Source organism: Pseudarthrobacter sp. HLT1-7, assembly GCF_059383435.1.
The window spans coordinates 159,572-179,164 of the sequence record NZ_JBWZCH010000008.1 but is presented as its reverse complement, the minus strand read 5'-3'; the positions used below and the strand labels follow the sequence as shown (position 1 = coordinate 179,164).

17 protein-coding genes are annotated in these 19,593 nt (G+C 67.3%); 6 read left to right on the top strand and 11 right to left on the bottom strand.

Annotated features, from left to right (window positions below; translation table 11 throughout):
• Nucleotides 1-404: 404 nt before the first annotated feature.
• Complete coding sequence (locus tag AC50X6_RS10415; protein WP_494966138.1) at nt 405-842, bottom strand: RDD family protein; 438 nt, start codon at nt 840-842, stop codon at nt 405-407.
• Nucleotides 843-1,140: 298 nt separating this feature from the next.
• Here AC50X6_RS10415 and glnA (AC50X6_RS10410) point away from each other — a divergent pair, with 298 nt between their 5' ends.
• Nucleotides 1,141-2,565, top strand: a complete 1,425-nt coding sequence (glnA, locus tag AC50X6_RS10410) for a type I glutamate--ammonia ligase (protein ID WP_494966137.1) — start codon at nt 1,141-1,143, stop codon at nt 2,563-2,565.
• 123 nt (nt 2,566-2,688) lie between these two features.
• Here the strand turns inward: glnA (AC50X6_RS10410) and AC50X6_RS10405 are convergent, their stop codons facing one another.
• The 5 genes from AC50X6_RS10405 to glnA (AC50X6_RS10385) form a co-directional block, all read right to left on the bottom strand.
• Nucleotides 2,689-2,889: an AsnC family protein gene (locus AC50X6_RS10405; RefSeq protein WP_494966136.1), complete on the bottom strand. Its 201-nt coding sequence runs from the start codon at nt 2,887-2,889 to the stop codon at nt 2,689-2,691.
• Between the two features lie 114 nt (nt 2,890-3,003).
• Complete coding sequence (locus AC50X6_RS10400) at nt 3,004-3,519, bottom strand: GNAT family N-acetyltransferase (RefSeq protein WP_494966135.1); 516 nt, start codon at nt 3,517-3,519, stop codon at nt 3,004-3,006.
• A 60-nt stretch (nt 3,520-3,579) separates the two neighbouring features.
• A complete protein-coding gene (locus tag AC50X6_RS10395; protein WP_494966134.1) occupies nt 3,580-3,996 on the bottom strand; it encodes a VOC family protein in 417 nt (138 codons plus the stop codon).
• 74 nt (nt 3,997-4,070) lie between these two features.
• Nucleotides 4,071-7,082 (bottom strand): bifunctional [glutamine synthetase] adenylyltransferase/[glutamine synthetase]-adenylyl-L-tyrosine phosphorylase, encoded by a 3,012-nt coding sequence (locus tag AC50X6_RS10390; protein ID WP_494966133.1) that lies wholly within the window; start codon nt 7,080-7,082, stop codon nt 4,071-4,073.
• Between the two features lie 9 nt (nt 7,083-7,091).
• Nucleotides 7,092-8,432 (bottom strand): type I glutamate--ammonia ligase, encoded by a 1,341-nt coding sequence (gene glnA, locus AC50X6_RS10385; protein WP_463882643.1) that lies wholly within the window; start codon nt 8,430-8,432, stop codon nt 7,092-7,094.
• 263 nt (nt 8,433-8,695) lie between these two features.
• Between glnA (AC50X6_RS10385) and panB the strand changes: the two genes are divergently transcribed.
• Nucleotides 8,696-9,655 (top strand): 3-methyl-2-oxobutanoate hydroxymethyltransferase, encoded by a 960-nt coding sequence (gene panB, locus AC50X6_RS10380; RefSeq protein ID WP_494966132.1) that lies wholly within the window; start codon nt 8,696-8,698, stop codon nt 9,653-9,655.
• 47 nt (nt 9,656-9,702) lie between these two features.
• Here panB and AC50X6_RS10375 read toward each other — a convergent pair whose 3' ends face one another.
• The gene (locus AC50X6_RS10375; RefSeq protein WP_494966131.1) at nt 9,703-9,870 is read right to left on the bottom strand and encodes an SPOR domain-containing protein; all 168 of its coding nucleotides are present in this window, start codon (nt 9,868-9,870) and stop codon (nt 9,703-9,705) included.
• Nucleotides 9,871-9,920: 50 nt separating this feature from the next.
• On the opposite strand from AC50X6_RS10375, the gene map reads away from it, so the two are divergent.
• From map to AC50X6_RS10360, 3 genes are all read left to right on the top strand, one after another.
• Nucleotides 9,921-10,799 (top strand): type I methionyl aminopeptidase, encoded by an 879-nt coding sequence (gene map, locus AC50X6_RS10370; protein ID WP_494966130.1) that lies wholly within the window; start codon nt 9,921-9,923, stop codon nt 10,797-10,799.
• A gap of 88 nt (nt 10,800-10,887) precedes the next feature.
• Nucleotides 10,888-11,691, top strand: a complete 804-nt coding sequence (ppgK, locus tag AC50X6_RS10365) for a polyphosphate--glucose phosphotransferase (protein ID WP_326966672.1) — start codon at nt 10,888-10,890, stop codon at nt 11,689-11,691.
• Nucleotides 11,692-11,695: 4 nt separating this feature from the next.
• Nucleotides 11,696-12,454, top strand: coding sequence for an SDR family oxidoreductase (locus AC50X6_RS10360; protein ID WP_494966129.1), 759 nt, complete (start codon nt 11,696-11,698; stop codon nt 12,452-12,454).
• Nucleotides 12,455-12,564: 110 nt separating this feature from the next.
• Here the strand turns inward: AC50X6_RS10360 and nrdR are convergent, their stop codons facing one another.
• The 3 genes from nrdR to AC50X6_RS10345 all read right to left on the bottom strand — a co-directional run bounded on the left by nrdR (nt 12,565) and on the right by AC50X6_RS10345 (nt 15,252).
• Entirely contained in the window at nt 12,565-13,056 is a 492-nt protein-coding gene (gene nrdR, locus AC50X6_RS10355; protein WP_494966143.1) for a transcriptional regulator NrdR, read from the bottom strand.
• 125 nt (nt 13,057-13,181) lie between these two features.
• Nucleotides 13,182-14,561 (bottom strand): histidinol dehydrogenase, encoded by a 1,380-nt coding sequence (hisD, locus tag AC50X6_RS10350; protein ID WP_494966128.1) that lies wholly within the window; start codon nt 14,559-14,561, stop codon nt 13,182-13,184.
• A 40-nt stretch (nt 14,562-14,601) separates the two neighbouring features.
• Nucleotides 14,602-15,252, bottom strand: a complete 651-nt coding sequence (locus AC50X6_RS10345) for a hypothetical protein (protein WP_494966127.1) — start codon at nt 15,250-15,252, stop codon at nt 14,602-14,604.
• A 198-nt stretch (nt 15,253-15,450) separates the two neighbouring features.
• Here AC50X6_RS10345 and AC50X6_RS10340 point away from each other — a divergent pair, with 198 nt between their 5' ends.
• Entirely contained in the window at nt 15,451-15,909 is a 459-nt protein-coding gene (locus AC50X6_RS10340) for a flavin reductase family protein (RefSeq protein WP_494966142.1), read from the top strand.
• 93 nt (nt 15,910-16,002) lie between these two features.
• Here the strand turns inward: AC50X6_RS10340 and dnaE are convergent, their stop codons facing one another.
• Nucleotides 16,003-19,533 (bottom strand): DNA polymerase III subunit alpha, encoded by a 3,531-nt coding sequence (dnaE, locus tag AC50X6_RS10335; RefSeq protein WP_494966126.1) that lies wholly within the window; start codon nt 19,531-19,533, stop codon nt 16,003-16,005.
• Nucleotides 19,534-19,593: the final 60 nt, after the last annotated feature.

Sequence of the window (19,593 nt, the reverse complement as noted above, 5' to 3'; positions counted from 1 at the left end):
TGCAGTCGAGAAAAGACTCGCCAGCACCGACACCGTCCCCCGGCAGGCACAAGATGAGCGGCCCCCGGAACAAAACCCAGGAGCCGCTCATCCATGCCTCTTGACAACCGGGCCTACATATCAGCGGCCACGTGTGGCGAATTGCTGTGGCTTTGCGGCCTCGTGTGGCGAATGGCGTGGTCCGGAGCGTCGTGGCCTGCCCGCCGTCGCCCTTCACCCGGGCGGCGCCTCCATCGGACGCAAATGGCCGCTACCTGCGGTGGCTTAGCGGCCACATGTGGCGAATGGCGGGGTCCGGAGAGCGCCTCCGAGCTGGTCGCCGTGGCCGGGAGCGATCCGCTCGCGTGTTCCTGCCGCCGCCGGTTCGATAAGGCAGGGCAAGCCCCGGCGACGCCTGAGAGACGTTACCTCCGGACGAGCACCGTATTCATGGCCTTGTCATGCAGGCCCCGCTGGTCCGGGTCGAAAATGACAGCCGGAAAGACGAGGCACAGCAGCAGACTGCGGACCAGGGCCGGAAGGGGGCCGGCGGGACCGCCGTCGAGGCGGGTCACGTGGAGGCCCATGATGCGGTGGCCGATACTGTACCCCAGCGTGCCGATCAGGAGGGCCTGTTCGACGGCGAACACGGCCAGGGTGGTCCAGGGGTTCCCGGCGAAGGCGAAATTGCTGATCAACAGCGCAATCCCCCAGTCAATGCAGATCGCCAGGATCCGCCGTCCGGCACGGGCAATGGAGCCCGGCCCGGATTCGGGCAGCCCCAGCCGCTCGCCGGGATACTTCGAGATGCCCGACGTATCCGGCCCGCCGAGCCATGAGCCTATGTCTTTACGATCCACCACCCTCCAAGAGTATCGGCAAAGACCGGCCTCGCAGGGCCGTTCACTGTGTGGACCTCGCACGGTCACAGGGTGGAACCGGATAGGCCACACTGTGGACAGCGACTACCGTTGACCTGTCAGGGCATTCCGTAACGTGCCCGAAACAAAGCGGACACCGCGGGGAAACCCCGTGTCCTTAGGGTGGTAACAGTTGCTAGCGGCATAGGGGCGGGGCAGACCTTCGGGTGCACCCCGCCGTCGGACTGCGCTGGACCATACGGCCTGACGGCCAGATCTTTCATATGCGTAAGGAGCATAGATGTTCAAGACTGCGGACGAAGTCCTCAAGTTCATCAAAGACGAAGACATCAAATTCGTCGATATCCGCTTCACCGACCTCCCCGGCGTTCAGCAGCACTTCAACGTGCCCGCCAAGAGCGTCGACGCCGACTTCTTCGTCAACGGCCAGCTCTTCGACGGATCCTCGATCCGCGGTTTCCAGGGCATCGCCGAGTCGGACATGCAGCTCATCCCGGACGTCACCACGGCATTCATCGACACGTTCCGCATGGAGAAGACGCTCGCGCTGAACTTCTCGATCGTGAACCCGCGCACGGGCGACCCGTACCACCGAGATCCCCGCGGTGTGGCTGAAAAGGCCGAAGCCTACCTCGCGTCCACCGGCATCGCCGACACCGCGTTCTTTGCGCCCGAGGCCGAGTTCTTCGTGTTCGACAACGTCCAGTACCAGTCCTCCCCGCAGGGCAGCTTCTACAAGATTGACTCCGAGGAAGCCCACTGGAACACCGGCCGTGAAGAAGAGGGCGGAAACCTCGGCTACAAGACTCCGGTCAAGGGCGGCTACTTCCCGGTCTCCCCGACCGACAAACAGGTTGACCTCCGCGACGCCATGTGTGTCGCCCTCGACGAGGCCGGCCTTGAGGTCGAGCGCAGCCACCACGAGGTGGGCTCCGCCGGCCAGGCTGAGATCAACTATAAGTTCACCACCCTGACCCACGCGGCGGATGACCTGCAGAAGTTCAAGTACGTCATCAAGAACACCGCCGATGCCTGGGGCAAGTCGGTCACGTTCATGCCGAAGCCGGTCTTCGGTGACAACGGCTCGGGCATGCACTGCCACCAGTCGCTCTGGACCGCCGGCGAGCCGCTGTTCTACGACGAAAAGGGTTACGCCGGGCTGTCCGATATGGCCCGCTGGTACATCGGTGGCCTGCTGAAGCACTCCTCCGCCGTGCTGGCGTTCACCAACCCGACGGTGAACTCCTACCGCCGCCTGGTCAAGGGCTTCGAAGCACCGGTCAACATGGTGTACTCCCAGGGCAACCGCTCCGCGGGCATCCGTATCCCGATCACGGGCTCAAACCCCAAGGCCAAGCGCATCGAGTTCCGCGCTCCGGACCCGTCCTCCAACCCGTACCTGGCGTTCGCTGCCCAGCTGATGGCCGGCATCGACGGCATCCGCAACCGGATCGAACCGCCGGCCCCGATCGACAAGGACCTTTACGAGCTCCCCGCCGAGGAAGCCAAGGACATCCCCAAGGCTCCCGGAACGCTCGAGGAGGCACTGGACGCCCTGGCCGAGGACAACGAGTTCCTCCAGGCCGGCGGCGTCTTCACCCAGGACCTGATCGACACCTGGATCGAGTACAAGTACGAGAACGAGATCCGTCCGCTCTCGCTGCGCCCGAACCCGTACGAATTCGAGCTGTACTACGGCGTCTAGGCGACACCGCAAAAGTTACCAGCGCCTGCACGACGGCGGCCCCCACCCTCCCGGTGGGGGCCGCTGGTCTTTGCGGTCTGAGGCGGCGCCCGTCGTCAGGCCCCTCGGGTCCGGATCTTCGGCTCAGCGCTTCCCGTACTTCTTATGCACGGCCTGCTTGCTGACGCCGAGGCACGTCGCAATGGCCTCCCAGGAGAGTCCCGCCTGGCGGGCACGCCGCACCACCTCCGTTTCGGTGCGGGCCACTTCCTTGCGGAGCTCAGACACCGCGTACAGCGCTTCGGCCGGGCCCTTGCCGTCCATGGAACCAATCAGTGTCTTCATCAGGCAACCTCCTGCCGTCAACGTTAGCTGACACAGGCAGTAACGTCAATGAACATTGACGCTGCCCGCTGCCAGCGGACTTGCAGCGGGCACTATTCAGAACGCCCGGTACATTCAGAAAGCCCGGTACATGGTCCGCTGCGGGCCGGCGCCGCCGCCAAGGTATTGGCCGTGGTCCTCGAAGCCGGCCTTGCGGTAGGCCGCCTGTCCGGCGGGGTTAAGCTCGTTAACGGAGAGCACGACGCCGGCCTGTCCGCCGCCGAGGGCGGCCGTCAGATTTGCGGCCACCGGGACGGCTGACCCGGCTGCCAGGGTGCCGAGGCCCTTGCCCTGCTGCCGGCGGTCGATCAGGAAGCCGCGGAGCAGCCAGGCCGAGCCGTCGTCCGCCCAGCCGGCTGCGGCTGCAGCACCGGCCTGCAGGGTCAGCACCCCCACCGCCACGCCGTTGGAGTCTATCGCGAACGGATGGCGGGACTCTTCTGCCAGCCCCACGAGCGTCATGCGCAGCGGGTCGCCCACGAACATCCGCTGCTCCCCGGCGACTTCCAGGTCTGCGATCTCGCCCAGTTTGATGGCGCGGGCGTCGTCGTCGAGGTTCTTCAGCGGCAGCAGCCACACGTGTTCAGGCATGACAGAAGTTTACCCAGGCCGGGGGCTCACGCCGCCGTCGAAGGAATCAGGCAGCCGCGGCTAGAGCGCCGCGTCCTTCGGCGGTCCGGCCGGGTCCATCCAGAACACTTCCCAAAGGTGGCCGTCCGGATCCTGGAAGCTGTGGGTGTACATAAAGCCGTAGTCCTGGGCCTCCTGGGACGGTGTGCCGCCGGAGGTGAGTGCCTTGCGGATCATCTGGTCAACGGCTTCACGGCTGTCCAGGGAGAACGACACAATGGCCTCGGTGGCGCTGCCGGCGTCGACGATGGCCTTGGCGGTGAACGTCCTGAAGTAGCTCTCCACCAGCAGCATCACAAACGCGTCGTCGTTGACGATCATGCAGGTGGCGTTCTCATCGGTAAAGTCGGGGTTGAAGGAAAAACCCAGTGCGGTGAAGAATCCGACGGCTCTGTTGAGGTCCTTGACGGGGAGGTTGAGGAACATTTGCTTGGCCATGGGCCCAAAATAGCACCGCCGGCGTGGCGTGTCAGCCCACTGCCGGGCCATCCGGCGGATTCAGGCAGCTAACGCTACTGGCCGTAGAACACCCGTTCGAAGACGCCCCTGGCCCGCCGGCTGAGCCGCAGGTAGTCCTCTTCGAGGGCCGCGGCGTTGCCCTGCCCGTAGCCGCACCAGCGGGCCACCGCCTCCAAGTCCCGGCGGGACGAAGGCAGCACATCCGAGGCCCGGCCGGTCCAGATCACATTGGCCGAGCGGACCCTGCTCGCCAGGCGCCAGGCCCGGAGCAGGATCACCACGTCCGCCGGCTCCAGCAGCCCGACGGCGGCCGCCGCCTCCAGTGCCTCCACTGTCGAGGTGGTCCGCAGTTCCGGATGCTGCGCCGCGTGCTGCAACTGCAGCAGCTGGGCCAGCCATTCGACGTCGCTCAGGCCGCCGCGGCCCAGTTTCAGGTGCCGGGCGGAGTCCGCCCCACGCGGCAGGCGCTCCGCTTCGACGCGGGCCTTGACGCGGCGGACTTCGCGCACGTCCTGCTCGGACAGCGTTTCCGGGTAGCGGATCGGGTCGATCAGCCCGACAAAATCGGCGGCCAGTGCGTCGTCGCCGGCCATGGGGCGGGCGCGCAGCAGCGCCTGGGCCTCCCAGACGAGTGACCACCGGCGGTAGTACTCGGCGTAGGACTCCAGTGACCGCACCATGGGCCCGCTCTTGCCTTCGGGCCGAAGGTCCGCATCCACCATCAGGACGCGTTCGGCGAGGATGGCGGGCTTGAGCGGCTGGGTCAAAAGGCTGGAGAGCTTCGCAACAATCTTCGCGGCCTGGTCCTGCGCCTGATCCTCGGGCACCCCGGGCAGGCCGCGATGGACGTACATCACGTCCGCATCCGAACCATAGCCGATTTCCTGCCCGCCCTGGCGCCCCATCGCCACCACCAGCACGTGCGTCTTGAGCGGTTCCCCGGCGGTGACCATGGTTTCGGCGACGCGCAGCGCACCCAGGACCGCGGCGCGGTCCGTGTCGGCGAGGGCAGCGCCCACGCGGTCCTGGTCCAGGACCGCGGCGCTGTCCGCGATCGCAATCCGCAGGATTTCGCGGCGCCGGATGAGCCGGATCAGGCGCATGGCACTTTCCGGCTCCGCATGCCTGGACATCTTCGAGGCGATTTCGAGCCACTGCGCCTCGAACGTCAGCGGCACCAGATCCTTGTCCGAGCCGAGCCAGGCCACGGACTCGGGGGAAACTTCCAGCAGGTCCGAGATCAGCCGGGAGTTGGAGAGGACGTGGCAGAGCCGCTCGGCTGCCGCCGTCGAATCCCGCAGCATCCCGAGGTACCAGTGCGTGGTGCCGAGCGCCTCGCTGACCCGGCGGAAGGCCAGCAGCCCGGTGTCCGGATCCACGCCCTCGGCCAGCCACCCGAGCAGGATCGGCAGGAGCTGGCGCTGGAGCGCGGCGCGGCGGCTGATCCCGGCGGTGAGCGCCTCGATGTGCCGCATTGCGCCCTGCGGGTCGAGGTAGCCCAGGGCCGCGAGGCGCCCCTGCGCGGCCTCCGGGGTCAGCCGGGCCTCCTCGCTGCTGAGCGCGGCGGCGGTGTTGAGCAGGGGACGGTAGAAGATGCGTTCGTGCAGTTCCCGGACGGACTTCTTGGTCCGGCGCCAGGCGGCCATCAGGGCATCGGGTTTGGGCCGCTCGGTGGCGAAAGGACCCAGCACGGCCTTCGCGAGCGCCCGCAGCGAGGCTTCCTGGATCGGCATAAGGTGGGTGCGGCGCAGCTGGAAGAGCTGGATGCGATGTTCCAGCAGCCTCAGGTAGCGGTAGTCCCGGTCGAACTCGGCGGCGTCGGAGCGGCCGATGTACCCGCCGGCCGACAGCGCGGCGATGGCACCGGTGGTGTCGCGGCAGCGCAGGGACTCGTCCGATTTTCCGTGCACCAGCTGCAGCAGCTGGACGGTGAACTCGACGTCGCGAAGGCCGCCGCGGCCCAGCTTGATCTGCCGCTGCTCTTCCTCGGCAGGAATGTGCTCGGTCACCCGGCGGCGCATGGAGCGGACCGATTCCACAAATCCTTCGCGGCCGGCGGAAGACCAGATCAGCGGGGCGACGGCGGCTTCGTAGCGCGCGCCGAGATCCGTGTCGCCGGCGATGGTCCGGGCCTTCAGCAGGGCCTGGAATTCCCAGCTCTCGGCCCAGCGGGCGTAGTAGCTCTGGTGCGAGGCCAGTGTCCTGACCAACGGTCCGGATTTGCCCTCGGGGCGCAGGTTGGCGTCCACTTCCCACAGCCCGGGCTCCCGGCTCGTGGACATGATCGCCCGGGAGATGCCCGAGGCCAGCGCCGTGCCGATGGTGTTCGCGCGCGCGTCCTCCAGCCCGCCGGACTCGATCACGTAGATGACGTCGACGTCGGAAATGTAGTTGAGTTCGCGGGCACCGCACTTGCCCATCCCGATCACGGCGAGTCCGACGTCGGCCACCTCGGCGGCGCTGAAGTGTTCGGCGGCTTCGGCCCGGGAGACGGCGAGGGCGGCCTCGACGGCTGCCCCGGCCAGGTCCGCGAGTTCGGCCCCGGCGGAGGGCATGAAGTCCAGCGGATCCGCGGCGCAGAGGTCCTTGACCGCAAGCTCCACGAGGCCGCGGCGGTACGCGGTGCGGAGCGCTTCATAGCCTTCGTGCCCCGACAGGGCTGCGACAGGCCGGGCGGACTTCGGATCAGCCCGCACGGACTGCAGCAGCCGTGCCCGCAGGTCCGCGGTATCCGCTGCGCGCGGCTCCGGGCTGGCCGTCACTTCGAAGGCGTCGAGATGTTCGGGGTGGCGGATCAGGAATTCGCCGAGCGCTTCGGAGGCGCCGAGCACCCGGTAAAGCGGTTCGCTGCGCTCCGGGTCGGCCACGGCCAGTTTCCGCAGGTCCGGATGCTTTTCGATCAGCCGGACGAGGGACTGCAGCGCGGTGTCCGGGTTCGCTGCGAGCTGCAGCCCGGCGAACAGGACCTCACGGTCCAGGCCGTCGAGCTCCGGGGCGGCCAGGAACCGTTCACCCTTGTCCAGATCGCTGAAACCGGCGGCAATCAGGCGTCGTGCCAGGCTCACCCGGGCCGCCTAGAGGATGCCGAGGTTGCGCTGCAGCTCGTAGGGCGTGACCTGGAGGCGATAGTCCTGCCATTCGGCCCGCTTGTTGCGCAGGAAATGCTCGAAGACCTGCTCGCCGAGGATTTGCGGCATCAGCTCGGAATCCTCCATGGTCCGGATGGCTTCGTGCAGGGACGCCGGGAGCGGATCGTGGCCCATGGCGCGGCGCTCGGCCGAGCTCAAGGACCAGATGTCGTCTTCGGCTGCGGCGGGAAGCTGGTAGCCCTCCTCGATGCCCTTCAGGCCGGCACCGAGCAGCACGGCGTAGGCGAGGTAGGGGTTGGCAGCGGAATCGATGCCGCGGTATTCGATCCGGGCGGACTGGCCCTTGCCCGGCTTGTACAGCGGCACCCGGACCAAGGCAGAACGGTTGTTGTGACCCCAGCTGAGGTAGCTCGGAGCTTCTCCCCCGCCCCAGAGCCGCTTGTAGGAGTTCACGAACTGATTGGTGACCGCCGTGAATTCGGGCGCGTGCTTGAGGATGCCGGCCATGAACTGACGGGCCGTCTCGGAGAGCTGGAATTCCGCTCCGGCCTCGTAAAAGGCGTTGGTGTCGCCCTCGAAGAGTGAGAAGTGGGTGTGCATGCCGGATCCCGGGTGGGCGGTGAAGGGCTTCGGCATGAAGGTGGCGTAGGTGCCCTGCTGCAGCGCGACTTCCTTGATCACCGTGCGGAACGTCATGATGTTGTCCGCGGTCTGCAGGGCGTCCGCGTAGCGCAGGTCGATCTCGTTCTGGCCCGGGCCGGCCTCGTGGTGGCTGAACTCCACGGAGATGCCCACCGATTCGAGCATGGTCACGGCGGTCCGGCGGAAGTCCTGGGCCACGCCGCCCGGGACATGGTCGAAGTAGCCGCCCTCGTCCACCGGGACGGGCGAACCGTCGGGGCCCGGATGCTGGGACTTCAGCAGGTAGAACTCGATCTCCGGGTGGGTGTAGCAGGTGAAGCCCATATCCGCGGCCTTGGCCAGGTTGCGCTTGAGGACGTTGCGCGGGTCCGCGGAGGAGGGCTCGCCGTCGGGCGTCAGGATGTCACAGAACATCCGCGACGTCGCTTCGGTCTCGCCGCGCCACGGCAGGATCTGGAAGGTGGCGGGGTCCGGCTGGGCCAGCATGTCGGATTCGAAGACGCGGGCCAGACCTTCGATGGAGGAGCCATCGAAGCCGAGGCCCTCTTCGAAGGCGCCTTCAACTTCAGCCGGGGCAAGAGCCACAGACTTCAGCGACCCCACGACGTCGGTGAACCACAGGCGCACGAACCGCACGTCGCGCTCTTCGATCGTCCGCAGGACAAACTCTTGCTGGCGGTCCATACTGGCCTCTTTCCGATTCATTCGTCCGTGCCCCGGGCCCGTCATACATGGCGCCCACAGCTGCTCACGATTCACTTTACTAAGCATTGGCGCCGAATGCTGGAGCGGCCGCCCGGCGTAACACAGCGTTAGCACAGCGGCGCCGGAATATGCCGCCGGACGCCCGGAGGCGTCCATTCCGGCGGCGGCCGTGTGACGTTTTTCACCGTTCACGCTCCGGTCCCCGGTAGCTCGGACGCGCGGTATCGCACTACGCTCGTGCCATGGCCACAAGCATCAGTCCCGATTCCAGCACGCCCGCAGAACTAACGGCCCCCTACGGCAACGGCCCGGCGGCGGCCTCCCCGGCCGTGGCTGCGACCCCAACGGCGGACGCGCCGGCGGCCCCGCCGGCGGCGGCAGCACCCGCGGACGCCACGCCGAAGCCGGCGGCGAAGATCCGCACCCACCACCTGCGCCAGGCCAAGCTCAACGGTGAGCGCTTCGCCATGCTGACCGCCTACGACCAGTACACGGCGGAAATTTTTGACCAGGCCGGCATCGAGGTCCTCTTGGTGGGAGACTCGGCCTCCAACAATGTCTTCGGTAACGAAACCAGCCTGCCCGTCACCGTGGACGAACTGATCCCGTTGTGCCGTGCGGTGACCCGCTCGGCCCGGCGCGCGCTGGTTGTGGCGGACCTGCCGTTCGGCAGCTACGAGGTGTCCGCCCAGCAGGCCGTGGCCACCGGCGTCCGGTTCCTCAAGGAGGGACTGGCACACGCCGTCAAGATCGAGGGCGGCGCGTTCTACGCCGAGACTGTCCGCGCCATGGTCCAGGCCGGCATTCCCGTGATGGCGCACATCGGCTTCACCCCGCAAAGCGAGCACGCGCTCGGCGGCTACCGGGTCCAGGGCCGTGGCGACGACGCCCAGCGGCTGATCGACGACGCCGTCGCCCTCGCCGACGCCGGCGCGTTCTGCGTGCTGATGGAAATGGTTCCGGCAGCGACGGCGGCAGCCGTGGACGCAGCCGTCGCCGTTCCCACTATCGGCATCGGCGCCGGCAGCGCGACCACCGGCCAGGTGCTGGTGTGGCAGGACATGGCGGGCTTGCGCGGCGGCAAGATGGCCAAGTTCGTCAAGCAGTACACGGACCTGCGCACCTCGCTCAGCGACGCCGCCCGGGCCTACGGCGAGGATGTCCGCTCAGGGCAGTTCCCGGGCCCCGAGCACTCTTTCTAGCCGCCGGGACGCGGCCCGCCGTCGAGCGGGGCCCGTCAGACAGGACCCTATAAGTCCTCGTCGCCCTTGTCCCACGTCTCGTTGCGCGCCTTGACCTTCTCGAGGGCGTGCTCGGCTTCGTCCCGGGTCTTGTAGGGGCCGATCAGCTGGCTCCAGTCGGACATGGCGTCCACTTCAACCTCGTGGGTGTTGACGTTGTACCAGTATTCGGGCATCGGTGCTCCTTTGTTTCCCGGCCTTCGGCGACTCCTTATAGAATCAATCTATGCCTTCTCTCGCTTCGACAGCACCCATCGGCACCCTGATCCCGGGAACAGTCAGCCCACAGCTGCCCGTCCCGGCTTCCATCCCGCGCCCCGAATACGTGGGGAAGCCCGGACCGGCCAAATTCACGGGCTCAGAGGTCAAGTCCGCGGAGACCATCGAGAAGATCCGGACTGCGTCACGGATTGCCGCCCAGGCGATTGTGGAGGTGGGCAGGCACATCGTGCCCGGCGTCACCACCGACCGGCTGGACAGCGTAGGCCACGAGTTCCTGCTGGACCACAAGGCCTACCCTTCAACCCTCGGCTACCGCGGCTTCCCCAAGTCACTGTGCTCCTCGCTGAACGAGGTGATCTGCCACGGCATCCCGGACACCACCGTGGTCCGGGACGGCGACATCCTCAACATCGACATCACCGCCTTCATCGGCGGAGTGCACGGCGACACCAACTACACCTTCCTCGTGGGCGACGTCGACGAGGAATCCCGGCTGCTCGTCGAGCGCACCCGTGAATCGCTGAACCGCGCCATCCGCGCGGTGGCCCCCGGCCGCGAGATCAACGTCATTGGCCGGGCCATCGAGTCCTACGCCAGGCGTTTTGGCTACGGCGTGGTCCGCGACTTCACGGGCCACGGCGTGGGTGAGGCCTTTCACACCGGCCTGATCATCCCGCACTACGACGCCGCCCCCGCCTACAACACGGGCATGGAGACCGGCATGGTCTTCACGATCGAACCCATGCTGACCCTCGGATCCGTCGACTGGGACATGTGGTCCGATGACTGGACCGTGGTGACCCGTGACCGCAAGCGCACCGCGCAGTTCGAGCACACCCTGCTCGTGACTGAATCCGGCGCGGAAATCCTGACCCTCCCCTGATTCCAGCACCACCCGGAAGATCCAGGTCTTCCCCCTCCGGCCCCGGCCGGATCTCCGCTAGCCCGCCCCTGCCACGAACGGAACCACATTGGCCAAGAAGGACGAGAAGTCGAAGCAGAACACCCAGCTGATCGGGATCGACGTCGGCGGAACCGGGATCAAGGGCGGGATCGTCGACCTGAAAAAGGGCAAGCTCGTCGGTGACCGTCTGCGGATCCCCACTCCGCAGCCGTCCACGCCCGCATCCGTCGCCGAGGTGGTGGCGCAGGTTGTTGCCGAACTGTCGGCCCGCCCGGATGCCCCGGCCCCCGACTCCCCCGTGGGGGTCACCTTCCCCGGCATCATCCAGCACGGCGTGGTCCACTCCGCCGCCAACGTGGACAAGTCCTGGCTGGAACTGGATATCGATGCAATGCTCACCGCCCGCCTCGGCCGCCCCGTCGAGGTCATCAACGACGCCGACGCCGCCGGCCTCGCCGAAGCCCGCTACGGTGCCGGCAAAGGAGTCGCCGGCACCGTCCTGGTGATCACCCTCGGCACCGGGATCGGTTCCGCGTTCATCTTCGACGGCAAGCTCGTCCCCAACGCCGAGCTCGGGCACTTGGAGATCGACGGCTTCGACGCCGAAAGCAAGGCCTCCGCCGTCGCCCGGGAACGGGACGGCCTGAGCTGGGAACAGTACAGCGTCCTCCTGCAGCGGTACCTCTCCCACGTCGAGTTCCTCTTCTCCCCCGAACTCTTTATTATCGGCGGCGGCATCTCCAAGCGCGCGGACGAGTACCTCCCGAGGCTGCGGCTGCGCACGCCGATTGTCCCGGCGGAGCTGAAGAACGATGCCGGAATCGTCGGAGCCGCTATCGAGATTGCGCTCCAGCACAGCCTCGCCAGGTAGCGCCATGACGTCCCCCCGGCCCGCGGTGGTCATCGTCACCGGCGGCAGCCGCGGCATCGGCGCAGCAATCGCGCGTCGCGCCGCCCGGGACGGGTACGCCGTCGTCGTGAACTACGCGGCGGATGCGGAAGGCGCCGCCACCGTGTCGGACGGCATTAATGCCGAGGGCGGGACCGCGGTGGCCGTCCGCGCCGACATCAGCGACCCGCTGGCGGTTGAAGGCCTGTTCGACGCCGCCGAGTCCCTGGGCACCCTCGCCGCGGTGGTCAACAACGCCGGCATCACGGGAAACCTGATCGGGCCTCTCACCGATGTACCCGCCGACATTGTCCGCCGGGTCCTGGACGTCAACGTGGCCGGGCTCATCTTCAGCTGCCAGGAGGCCGTCCGGCGGCTCAGCACCGACCTCGGAGGCCACGGCGGGTCCATTGTCAACATCTCCTCGACTGCCACGAAGGCCGGTTCGCCGGGAACCTGGGTGCACTACGCGGCATCCAAAGGTGCCGTGGACGTACTGACCGTGGGCCTCGCGGCAGAGGTCGCGGCGCAGGGCATCCGGGTGAACTGCGTGGCTCCGGGGAGCACCAATACGGGGCTCCATGCCGCGGCCGGGATGCCGGACAGGATGGCGCGGCTCAGACCCACGATCCCGATGGGGCGCGGAGCCGAACCCGATGAGGTGGCGGCCGCGGTCCTCTGGCTTATGTCCGAGGAGGCCGGGTACATCACCGGCGCCGTCCTGCCCGTCTCCGGCGGCAGATGACGACCACCCGGTTGGCCGGGTTGGTGCCGGTGGTGGCCGCGGCTTCCCCTCCGCTGCCACCACCGGAGTTTCTTGTGCCGGGGAAGCTGAGCCGTCGTGCAGATTTCCGCCTAGAGCGGGCTTTTCTGCGGGCTCGTCTCCTCCCGGCCCCTGGTCTGCGCCTCATGGCGGAGCAGGGAGATGGCCGATTCGAAGTCCTCAAGGGATTCGAAGGCCTGGTACACGCTGGCGAAGCGCAGGTAGGCGACTTCGTCGAGTTTCTGCAGCGGGTTCAGGATGGCGAGACCAACTTCATGCGCGTCAATCTCGGCGGCGCCGGAGGCCCGGATCGTCTCCTCGACCTCCTGGGCCAGCAGGGCGAGGTCGTCCTCCGTCACGGGACGGCCCTGGCAGGCCTTGCGCACACCGTTAATGACCTTGCCGCGGCTGAACGGCTCGCCGACGCCGGAGCGCTTGATCACGGTCAGGCTGGTGGTCTCCACGGTGGTGAAGCGTCGGCCACATTCGGGACACTGCCGCCGGCGCCGGATGGCGGACCCGTCGTCGGCGATGCGGCTGTCCACCACACGGGAATCGGGGTTACGGCAGAACGGGCAGTACACGTCGTCCCCTCCCCGTCGCACGCTGAAAATCCCCGACACCGGAAAATTCCCGGAACATTCGCTCCGCCATCAGTTTACGACTAGATGTGGCTGAATAACAAGCCTGTAATTACTACATGTTGTGGTCAGGCGCCTGCGTCGAACCGCGCTGTGACGGCCTCCCCGTGGGCCGGCAGGTCCTCCGCGCCGGAGAGGCTCACGATGTGCCCGCTCACCTGTTCCAGAGCGGCGCGGCTGTAGTTGACCACCTGGATGGCTCGCAGGAAAGTGGTCACATTCAGGCCCGAGGAGAAGGCGGCCGTTCCGCCGGTCGGCAGCACGTGGTTGGAGCCGGCGCAGTAGTCGCCCAGGCTGACGGGGCTGTAGTCCCCCACGAAGATGGCCCCGGCGTTGCGGATCCGGGCGGCGACGCCGGCGGCATCCGCCGTCATGATCTCCAGGTGCTCCGCGGCGTAGGCATCGCACGCAGCGATGCCCTGCTCCAGGTCATCCACCAGGACGACGCCGGACTGGGGTCCGGAGAGTGCCTCACGGACCCGCGCACTGTGTTTCGTGGCGGCGGCCTGGCCGTCGAGTTCCTTCCGGACGGCTGCCGCGAGCTCCGCTGAATCGGTGAAGAGCACTGAGGCTGCCTTGGGGTCGTGCTCCGCCTGACTGATCAGGTCCGCGGCGACCAGGGCCGGCCGGGCGGTGGCGTCGGCCAGGATCGCGATTTCAGTGGTGCCGGCTTCGGAGTCGATCCCGACGACGCCCTTGACCAGGCGCTTGGCGGTGGCGACAAAGATGTTGCCCGGGCCGGTGACCACGTCCACGGGGTCGAGCCCGGCGAGACTCCCGGCCCCGGTTCCGGTGGCCGGGATGCCGTAGGCGAAGGCCGCGATGGCCTGTGCTCCACCGATCGCATAGACCTCGTCGACGCCGAGCAGGCAGGCGGCCGCAAGGATCGTCGGGTGCGGGAGTCCGCCGAAGTCCTTCTGCGGCGGGGACGCCAGGGCAATGGATTCGACGCCGGCGGCCAGGGCCGGGACCACGTTCATGATCACCGAGGACGGGTAGACGGCGAGGCCGCCGGGGACGTAGAGGCCCACGCGGGCCACCGGAACCCAATTCTGGCTGACGACGGCACCGTCGCCGAGTTCGACGTCGGTGTCAGCCGGGCGCTGCGCGTCGGCGAAACGGCGGGCCCGCCGGATGGACTCTTCGAGCGCAGCCCGCACGGCGGGGTCGAGTCCGGCGAGGGCGGCCTTCAGCGCCCCGGCGGGGACGCGGGGGTGGGTCTGCTCCACGCCGTCGAAGGTCAGGGCCAGTTCGCTGAGCGCTGCAAAGCCCCGCTCGCGGACAACCGCGATGATGTTCAGGACCTTCTCTTCGGCGTCGGCCGTGGTGCCCGGCCGCGCCCGCGGAACGGCGGCGCGGAGACCGGCGAGGGTCAGCCGCCGGCCGCGCAGGTCTACGGTGCGGAAGGTGAGGTCGGCGGGCGCGGGGCTATCAGGAGTAAGGGTCACCCCTTCATTTTACGTGCCGGGCGGCCGGGCCCCGACGCTGTTACGCCGGTGGCTGTTCGCGGGCCGCATCAGTTGCCGCGTCCGTTGCCGCGTCCGGGTCCGGTCCGGCCCTGCGCGGCGTTGAGAAAGCGGCGCCCAGGAAGATGGACAGCGCGACGGCGGCCGGCCAGACGGCCAGCAGTGCGTAGGACCGCAGCGAGAAGGCGATGCTCGCGTTGGCCGAGGCGTCTTCCGGGGTGCCGAACCAGATGCCGCAGAGCACCCCGGTACGCCAGGCCAGGACGGCACCCACGGCGCCGCCCAGGACTGCCAGCACAACGTCCCGGCCCGAGGACTCCTGGTGCTTCGAACCGGCGGCCAGGGCGCCGGCGATGCAGCCGGCCAGCAGGAACAGTCCGGCCAGCACCAGATCCCGGGGCAGCCAGGCTTCCGGGTTGCTGCCGTTCCGCAAGGCGGGGTTCCCCGAGAGCAGGTTGAGACCCGAAGGGGCGAGGAGCCACCAGAGCAGCCCGACAGGCACTCCGGCCGCGGCGATGAGGGCGGCCGTGCGCCCCTGCGTTGCCCGGCGGTTCCGCTCCGGGCCCGGCGGCGCGGGAGCGGTGGCTGGCTGCGCCTCCCGACGGGTGTCCTGCCGGGAGAGGCGCTGATCCTGTTGCCGGCCGTGCTGGCCATGTACCGCGGGCTGTGTCATGGAACAAACCTTAACAAGCTTTGCGCCGGCCCGGAACGCGACACCGCGGGGACGGCGGCACCACGCGGGACCTGCAAGTACCGGGACCGGCCACCGGCGCAATACGCTGGCAGGGTAGGAGTATCACCCGGACGGGCAGCAGGGAGTTGGATCGCAGTGACCACAGAGGACCAGGCCTTCGAGGGAACGTTCAGGGAAATGTTCCGCCGGCATGCGGCCGGGGTGGCGATCATTACCGTCAACCACAACGGCATGCCGTTCGGCTTCACGGCGACGTCGGTGGCCTCGCTGTCGGCAAAACCGCCGCGGTTCACCTTCAACATGGCCCGGACCTCGAGTTCGTGGCCGGCCGTGGCAAACACCACCTATATCGGTGTGCACATGCTCGGGCTCGAGAACCAGGAGCTTGCCGAGCGGTTTGCCCGCACCCGGAACCGATTTGACGGCGATCACTGGGAGCCCGGGCCGCACGGGGTGCCGATCCTGAAAGACGTCGCGGGCTGGCTGATCGGGAAGGTCCAGATGCGGCTCTCCTTCGAGAACAACGCCGTGGTGGTGGTGGAGGTCGTGGCGGGCCGCGTCGGCGACGACGGCACTCCCCTGCTCTACCACTCCGGCGCGTACAGCCGTTCCGCCCCGCTGGACTACGAAATCTGAGCCCTGCCCGGCTGTTTCGACGGTTCCGCGTCCCCTCGATGTCTGTGAACGTCGAGTGCGCAGGGAACCGTCGAAACGGCGACGCGCCAGCCCTTAGTTGTCCAGGCAGGTGGGGCCCAGGAGGACCTTCAGGTCCCCGAACAGCGACGGACTGGGGTTGACGCGCAGGTGAACGGGGAGCCCCATGACTTCCACCCGGGTGTCGCCCTGCAGGTGCACCCGGACTTCGGAGCTGCCGCGGTGGGTCCGCAGCACGTCGCCGAGTTCGGTCACCACCGCTTCGGTCGCCTTGTGCGTCTGCATCGTGATCACCACCGGGCCGTTCATGCTCTCGCTAAGGTCCGGGACGGACAGTTCCATGCAGTTCAGGGTGACGGCGCCGTCGTCGCGCTTCTGCAGGCGGCCCTTGACCACCACAATCAGGTCCTCCGCGAGCACCGAGGCGATCGGCCCGTAGACCTGGCCGAAAAACATGACTTCCATGGAACCGCCGAGGTCCTCCACTTCGGCGCGCGCATAGGCGTTGCCGCTGGCCTTGGCGATACGGCGGCTCAGTGAGGTGATCATGCCGGCGATGGTGATGATGGCGCCGTCGTTCGGTCCGTCTTCGCCGATCACCGAGGTGATGGTCTGGTCCGCGTGCTGGCTCAGCAGCCCTTCGAGGCCCTGCAGCGGGTGGTCCGAGACGTACAGGCCCAGCATGTCGCGTTCGAAGGAGAGCTTGTCCTTCTTCTCCCACTCGGGCAGGTCCGGTATTTCGGTGGTGAGCGAAGCTTCGGGTTCCTGGTCCTCGAAGCCGGCGAAGAGATCGAACTGGCCGATCGCCTCATTGCGCTTGAGCGTGATGACCGAGTCGATGGCCTCTTCATGGATCATCGCCAGCGCCCGGCGGGGATAGCCCAGCGAATCGAAGGCCCCGGCCTTGATCAGCGACTCGATGGTGCGCTTGTTGCAGACCACGGCCGGAACCTTGAGCAGATAGTCCTTAAAGGAGGTGAAGGCGCCCTCTGATTCGCGCGAGTTGACCATCGCCTCGACGACGTTGACGCCCACGTTGCGGATGGCGGCCATGCCGAAGCGGATGTCCGTGCCCACAGGGGTGAAGTTGACGCTGGATTCGTTGACGTCCGGCGGCAGCACCGTGATGCCCATCTTGCGGCACTCGTTGAGGTAGAGCGCGAGCTTGTCCTTGTCGTCGCCGACGCTGGTCAGCAGGGCGGCCATGTACTCGGCCGGGTAGTGGGCCTTGAGGTACGCGGTCCAGTAGGACACCAGCCCGTAGGCGGCCGAGTGTGCCTTGTTGAAGGCGTAGTCGGAGAACGGCAGCAGGATGTCCCAGAGCATCTTGATGGCCGCGGCGGAGTAGCCGTTGTCCAGCATGCCCTTTTCGAAGCCGGCGTACTGCTTGTCCAGCTCGGACTTCTTCTTCTTGCCCATGGCGCGGCGCAGGATGTCCGCCTGGCCGAGCGTGAAGCCGGCCACCTTCTGCGCGATGGCCATCACCTGCTCCTGATACACGATCAGGCCGTAGGTACCGCCGAGGATCTCCGCGAGCGGTTCCTCGAGCTCGGCATGGATCGGCACGATCTCCTGCAGCCCGGTCTTGCGGAGCGCATAGTTCGTGTGCGAGTTCGCGCCCATCGGGCCCGGACGGTACAGCGCGATGACGGCGGAGATGTCTTCGAAGTTGTCGGGCCGCATCTGCTTGAGCAGGGAGCGCATCGGCCCGCCGTCGAGCTGGAAAACACCGAGGGTGTCGCCGCGGGCGAGCAGCTCGTAGGCGCCCTGGTCCTCCAGGCCGAGGTCCTCCAGGACCAGGTCGACGCCCTTGTTGAGTTTGATGTTCTCGACGGCGTCCGTGATGATCGTCAGGTTCCGCAGGCCGAGGAAGTCCATCTTGATCAGGCCGAGGCCCTCACACGTGGGGTAGTCGAACTGGGTGATGACCTGGCCGTCCTGCTCACGGCGCATGATCGGGATGATGTCGATCAGCGGGTCCGAGGACATGATGACGCCGGCGGCGTGGACGCCCCACTGCCGCTTCAGGCCTTCAAGGCCAAGTGCCGTCTCGAAGACCTTCTGGGAATCGGCGTCGGACTTGAGCAGTTCGCGCAGTGCCTCGGCCTCGGAATAGCGCTGCGCCTCCGGATTGTGGACGTCCGCAAGGGCGATGCCCTTGCCCATCACGTCCGGCGGCATGGCCTTGGTGAGCCGCTCGCCGGTGGAGAACGGGTAACCGAGCACACGGGAGGAGTCCTTAAGCGCCTGCTTGGCCTTGATGGTGCCGTAGGTGACGATCATGGCGACGCGTTCATCACCGTACTTCTCGGTGACGTACCGGATCACTTCCGCCCGGCGGCGATCATCAAAGTCGACGTCGAAGTCGGGCATGGAGACACGTTCCGGGTTCAGGAAGCGCTCGAAAATCAGGCCGTGGACCAGGGGGTCCAGGTCGGTGATGCGCATGACGTAGGCCACCATGGAGCCGGCACCGGAACCACGGCCCGGGCCCACCCGGATCCCGTTGTTCTTGGCCCAGTTGATGAAGTCGGCCACGACCAGGAAGTAGCCGGGGAAGCCCATCTGGGTGATGACGCCCACCTCGAAGTCCGCCTGCTTGCGGACGTGGTCCGGGATGCCCTTCGGGTAGCGGTAGTGCAGGCCGTTTTCGACTTCCTTCACGAACCAGGACTGCTCGTCCTCGCCCTCGGGCACCGGGAAGCGCGGCATGTAGCTGGCGTTCTCATTGAACTGGACGTCGCAGCGCTCGGCGATGAGCAGGGTGTTGTCGCAGGCTTCGGGGTGGTCGCTGAAGATGGCGCGCATCTCGGCGGGCGACTTCAGGTAGAACTCGTCGGCGTCGAACTTGAACCGCTTGGGGTCAGCCAGGCTGGAGCCGGACTGCACGCAGAGCAGGGCAGCGTGGCTGGCGGCGTCCTCGGCGTGGGTGTAGTGGAGATCGTTGGTGGCGACCATCGGCAGTCCGAGTTCCTTGGCGAGCTTGATCAGATCGCCCTGGACGGCCCGCTCAATGTCGAGTCCGTGATCCATCAGTTCGCAGAAGAAGTTGTCGGCGCCGAAAATATCGCGGAATTCCGACGCCGCCTGCTTGGCTTCCTGGTACAGGCCGAGGCGGAGTTTCGTCTGCACCTCGCCGGAGGGGCAGCCGGTGGTGGCGATCAGTCCCTTGCCGTAGGTCTGCAGCAGGTCCCGGTCCATGCGCGGCTTGTAGAGGTAGCCCTCCAGCGAGGCGAGCGAGGACATCCGGAACAGGTTGTGCATGCCCTGGGTGTTCTCGGCCCACATGGTCATGTGGGTGTAGGAACCGGCACCAGAGACGTCATTGCGCCCGCCGTCGCCCCAGCGCACACGGGTCTTGTCCGCCCGGGCGGTGCCGGGCGTCAGGTAGGCCTCCACTCCGATGATCGGCTTGACGCCGGCGTTGCGGGCCTTGTTCCAGAAGTCGTACGCGCCGAACACGAAGCCGTGGTCCGTGGTGGCCAGCGAGGACATGCCCAGCTCTTTGGTGTGGTCGAACAGGTCCCCCAGTCTCGCCGCACCGTCCAACATGGAGTATTCGGTGTGGTTGTGGAGATGCACGAAAGAGTCGTTGCTGGAAGTCACCGAATCATTCTAGTGCCGCCGGGCCACCTTCCGGCGCGGCGCTGCGGCCGCCCCGGAAAC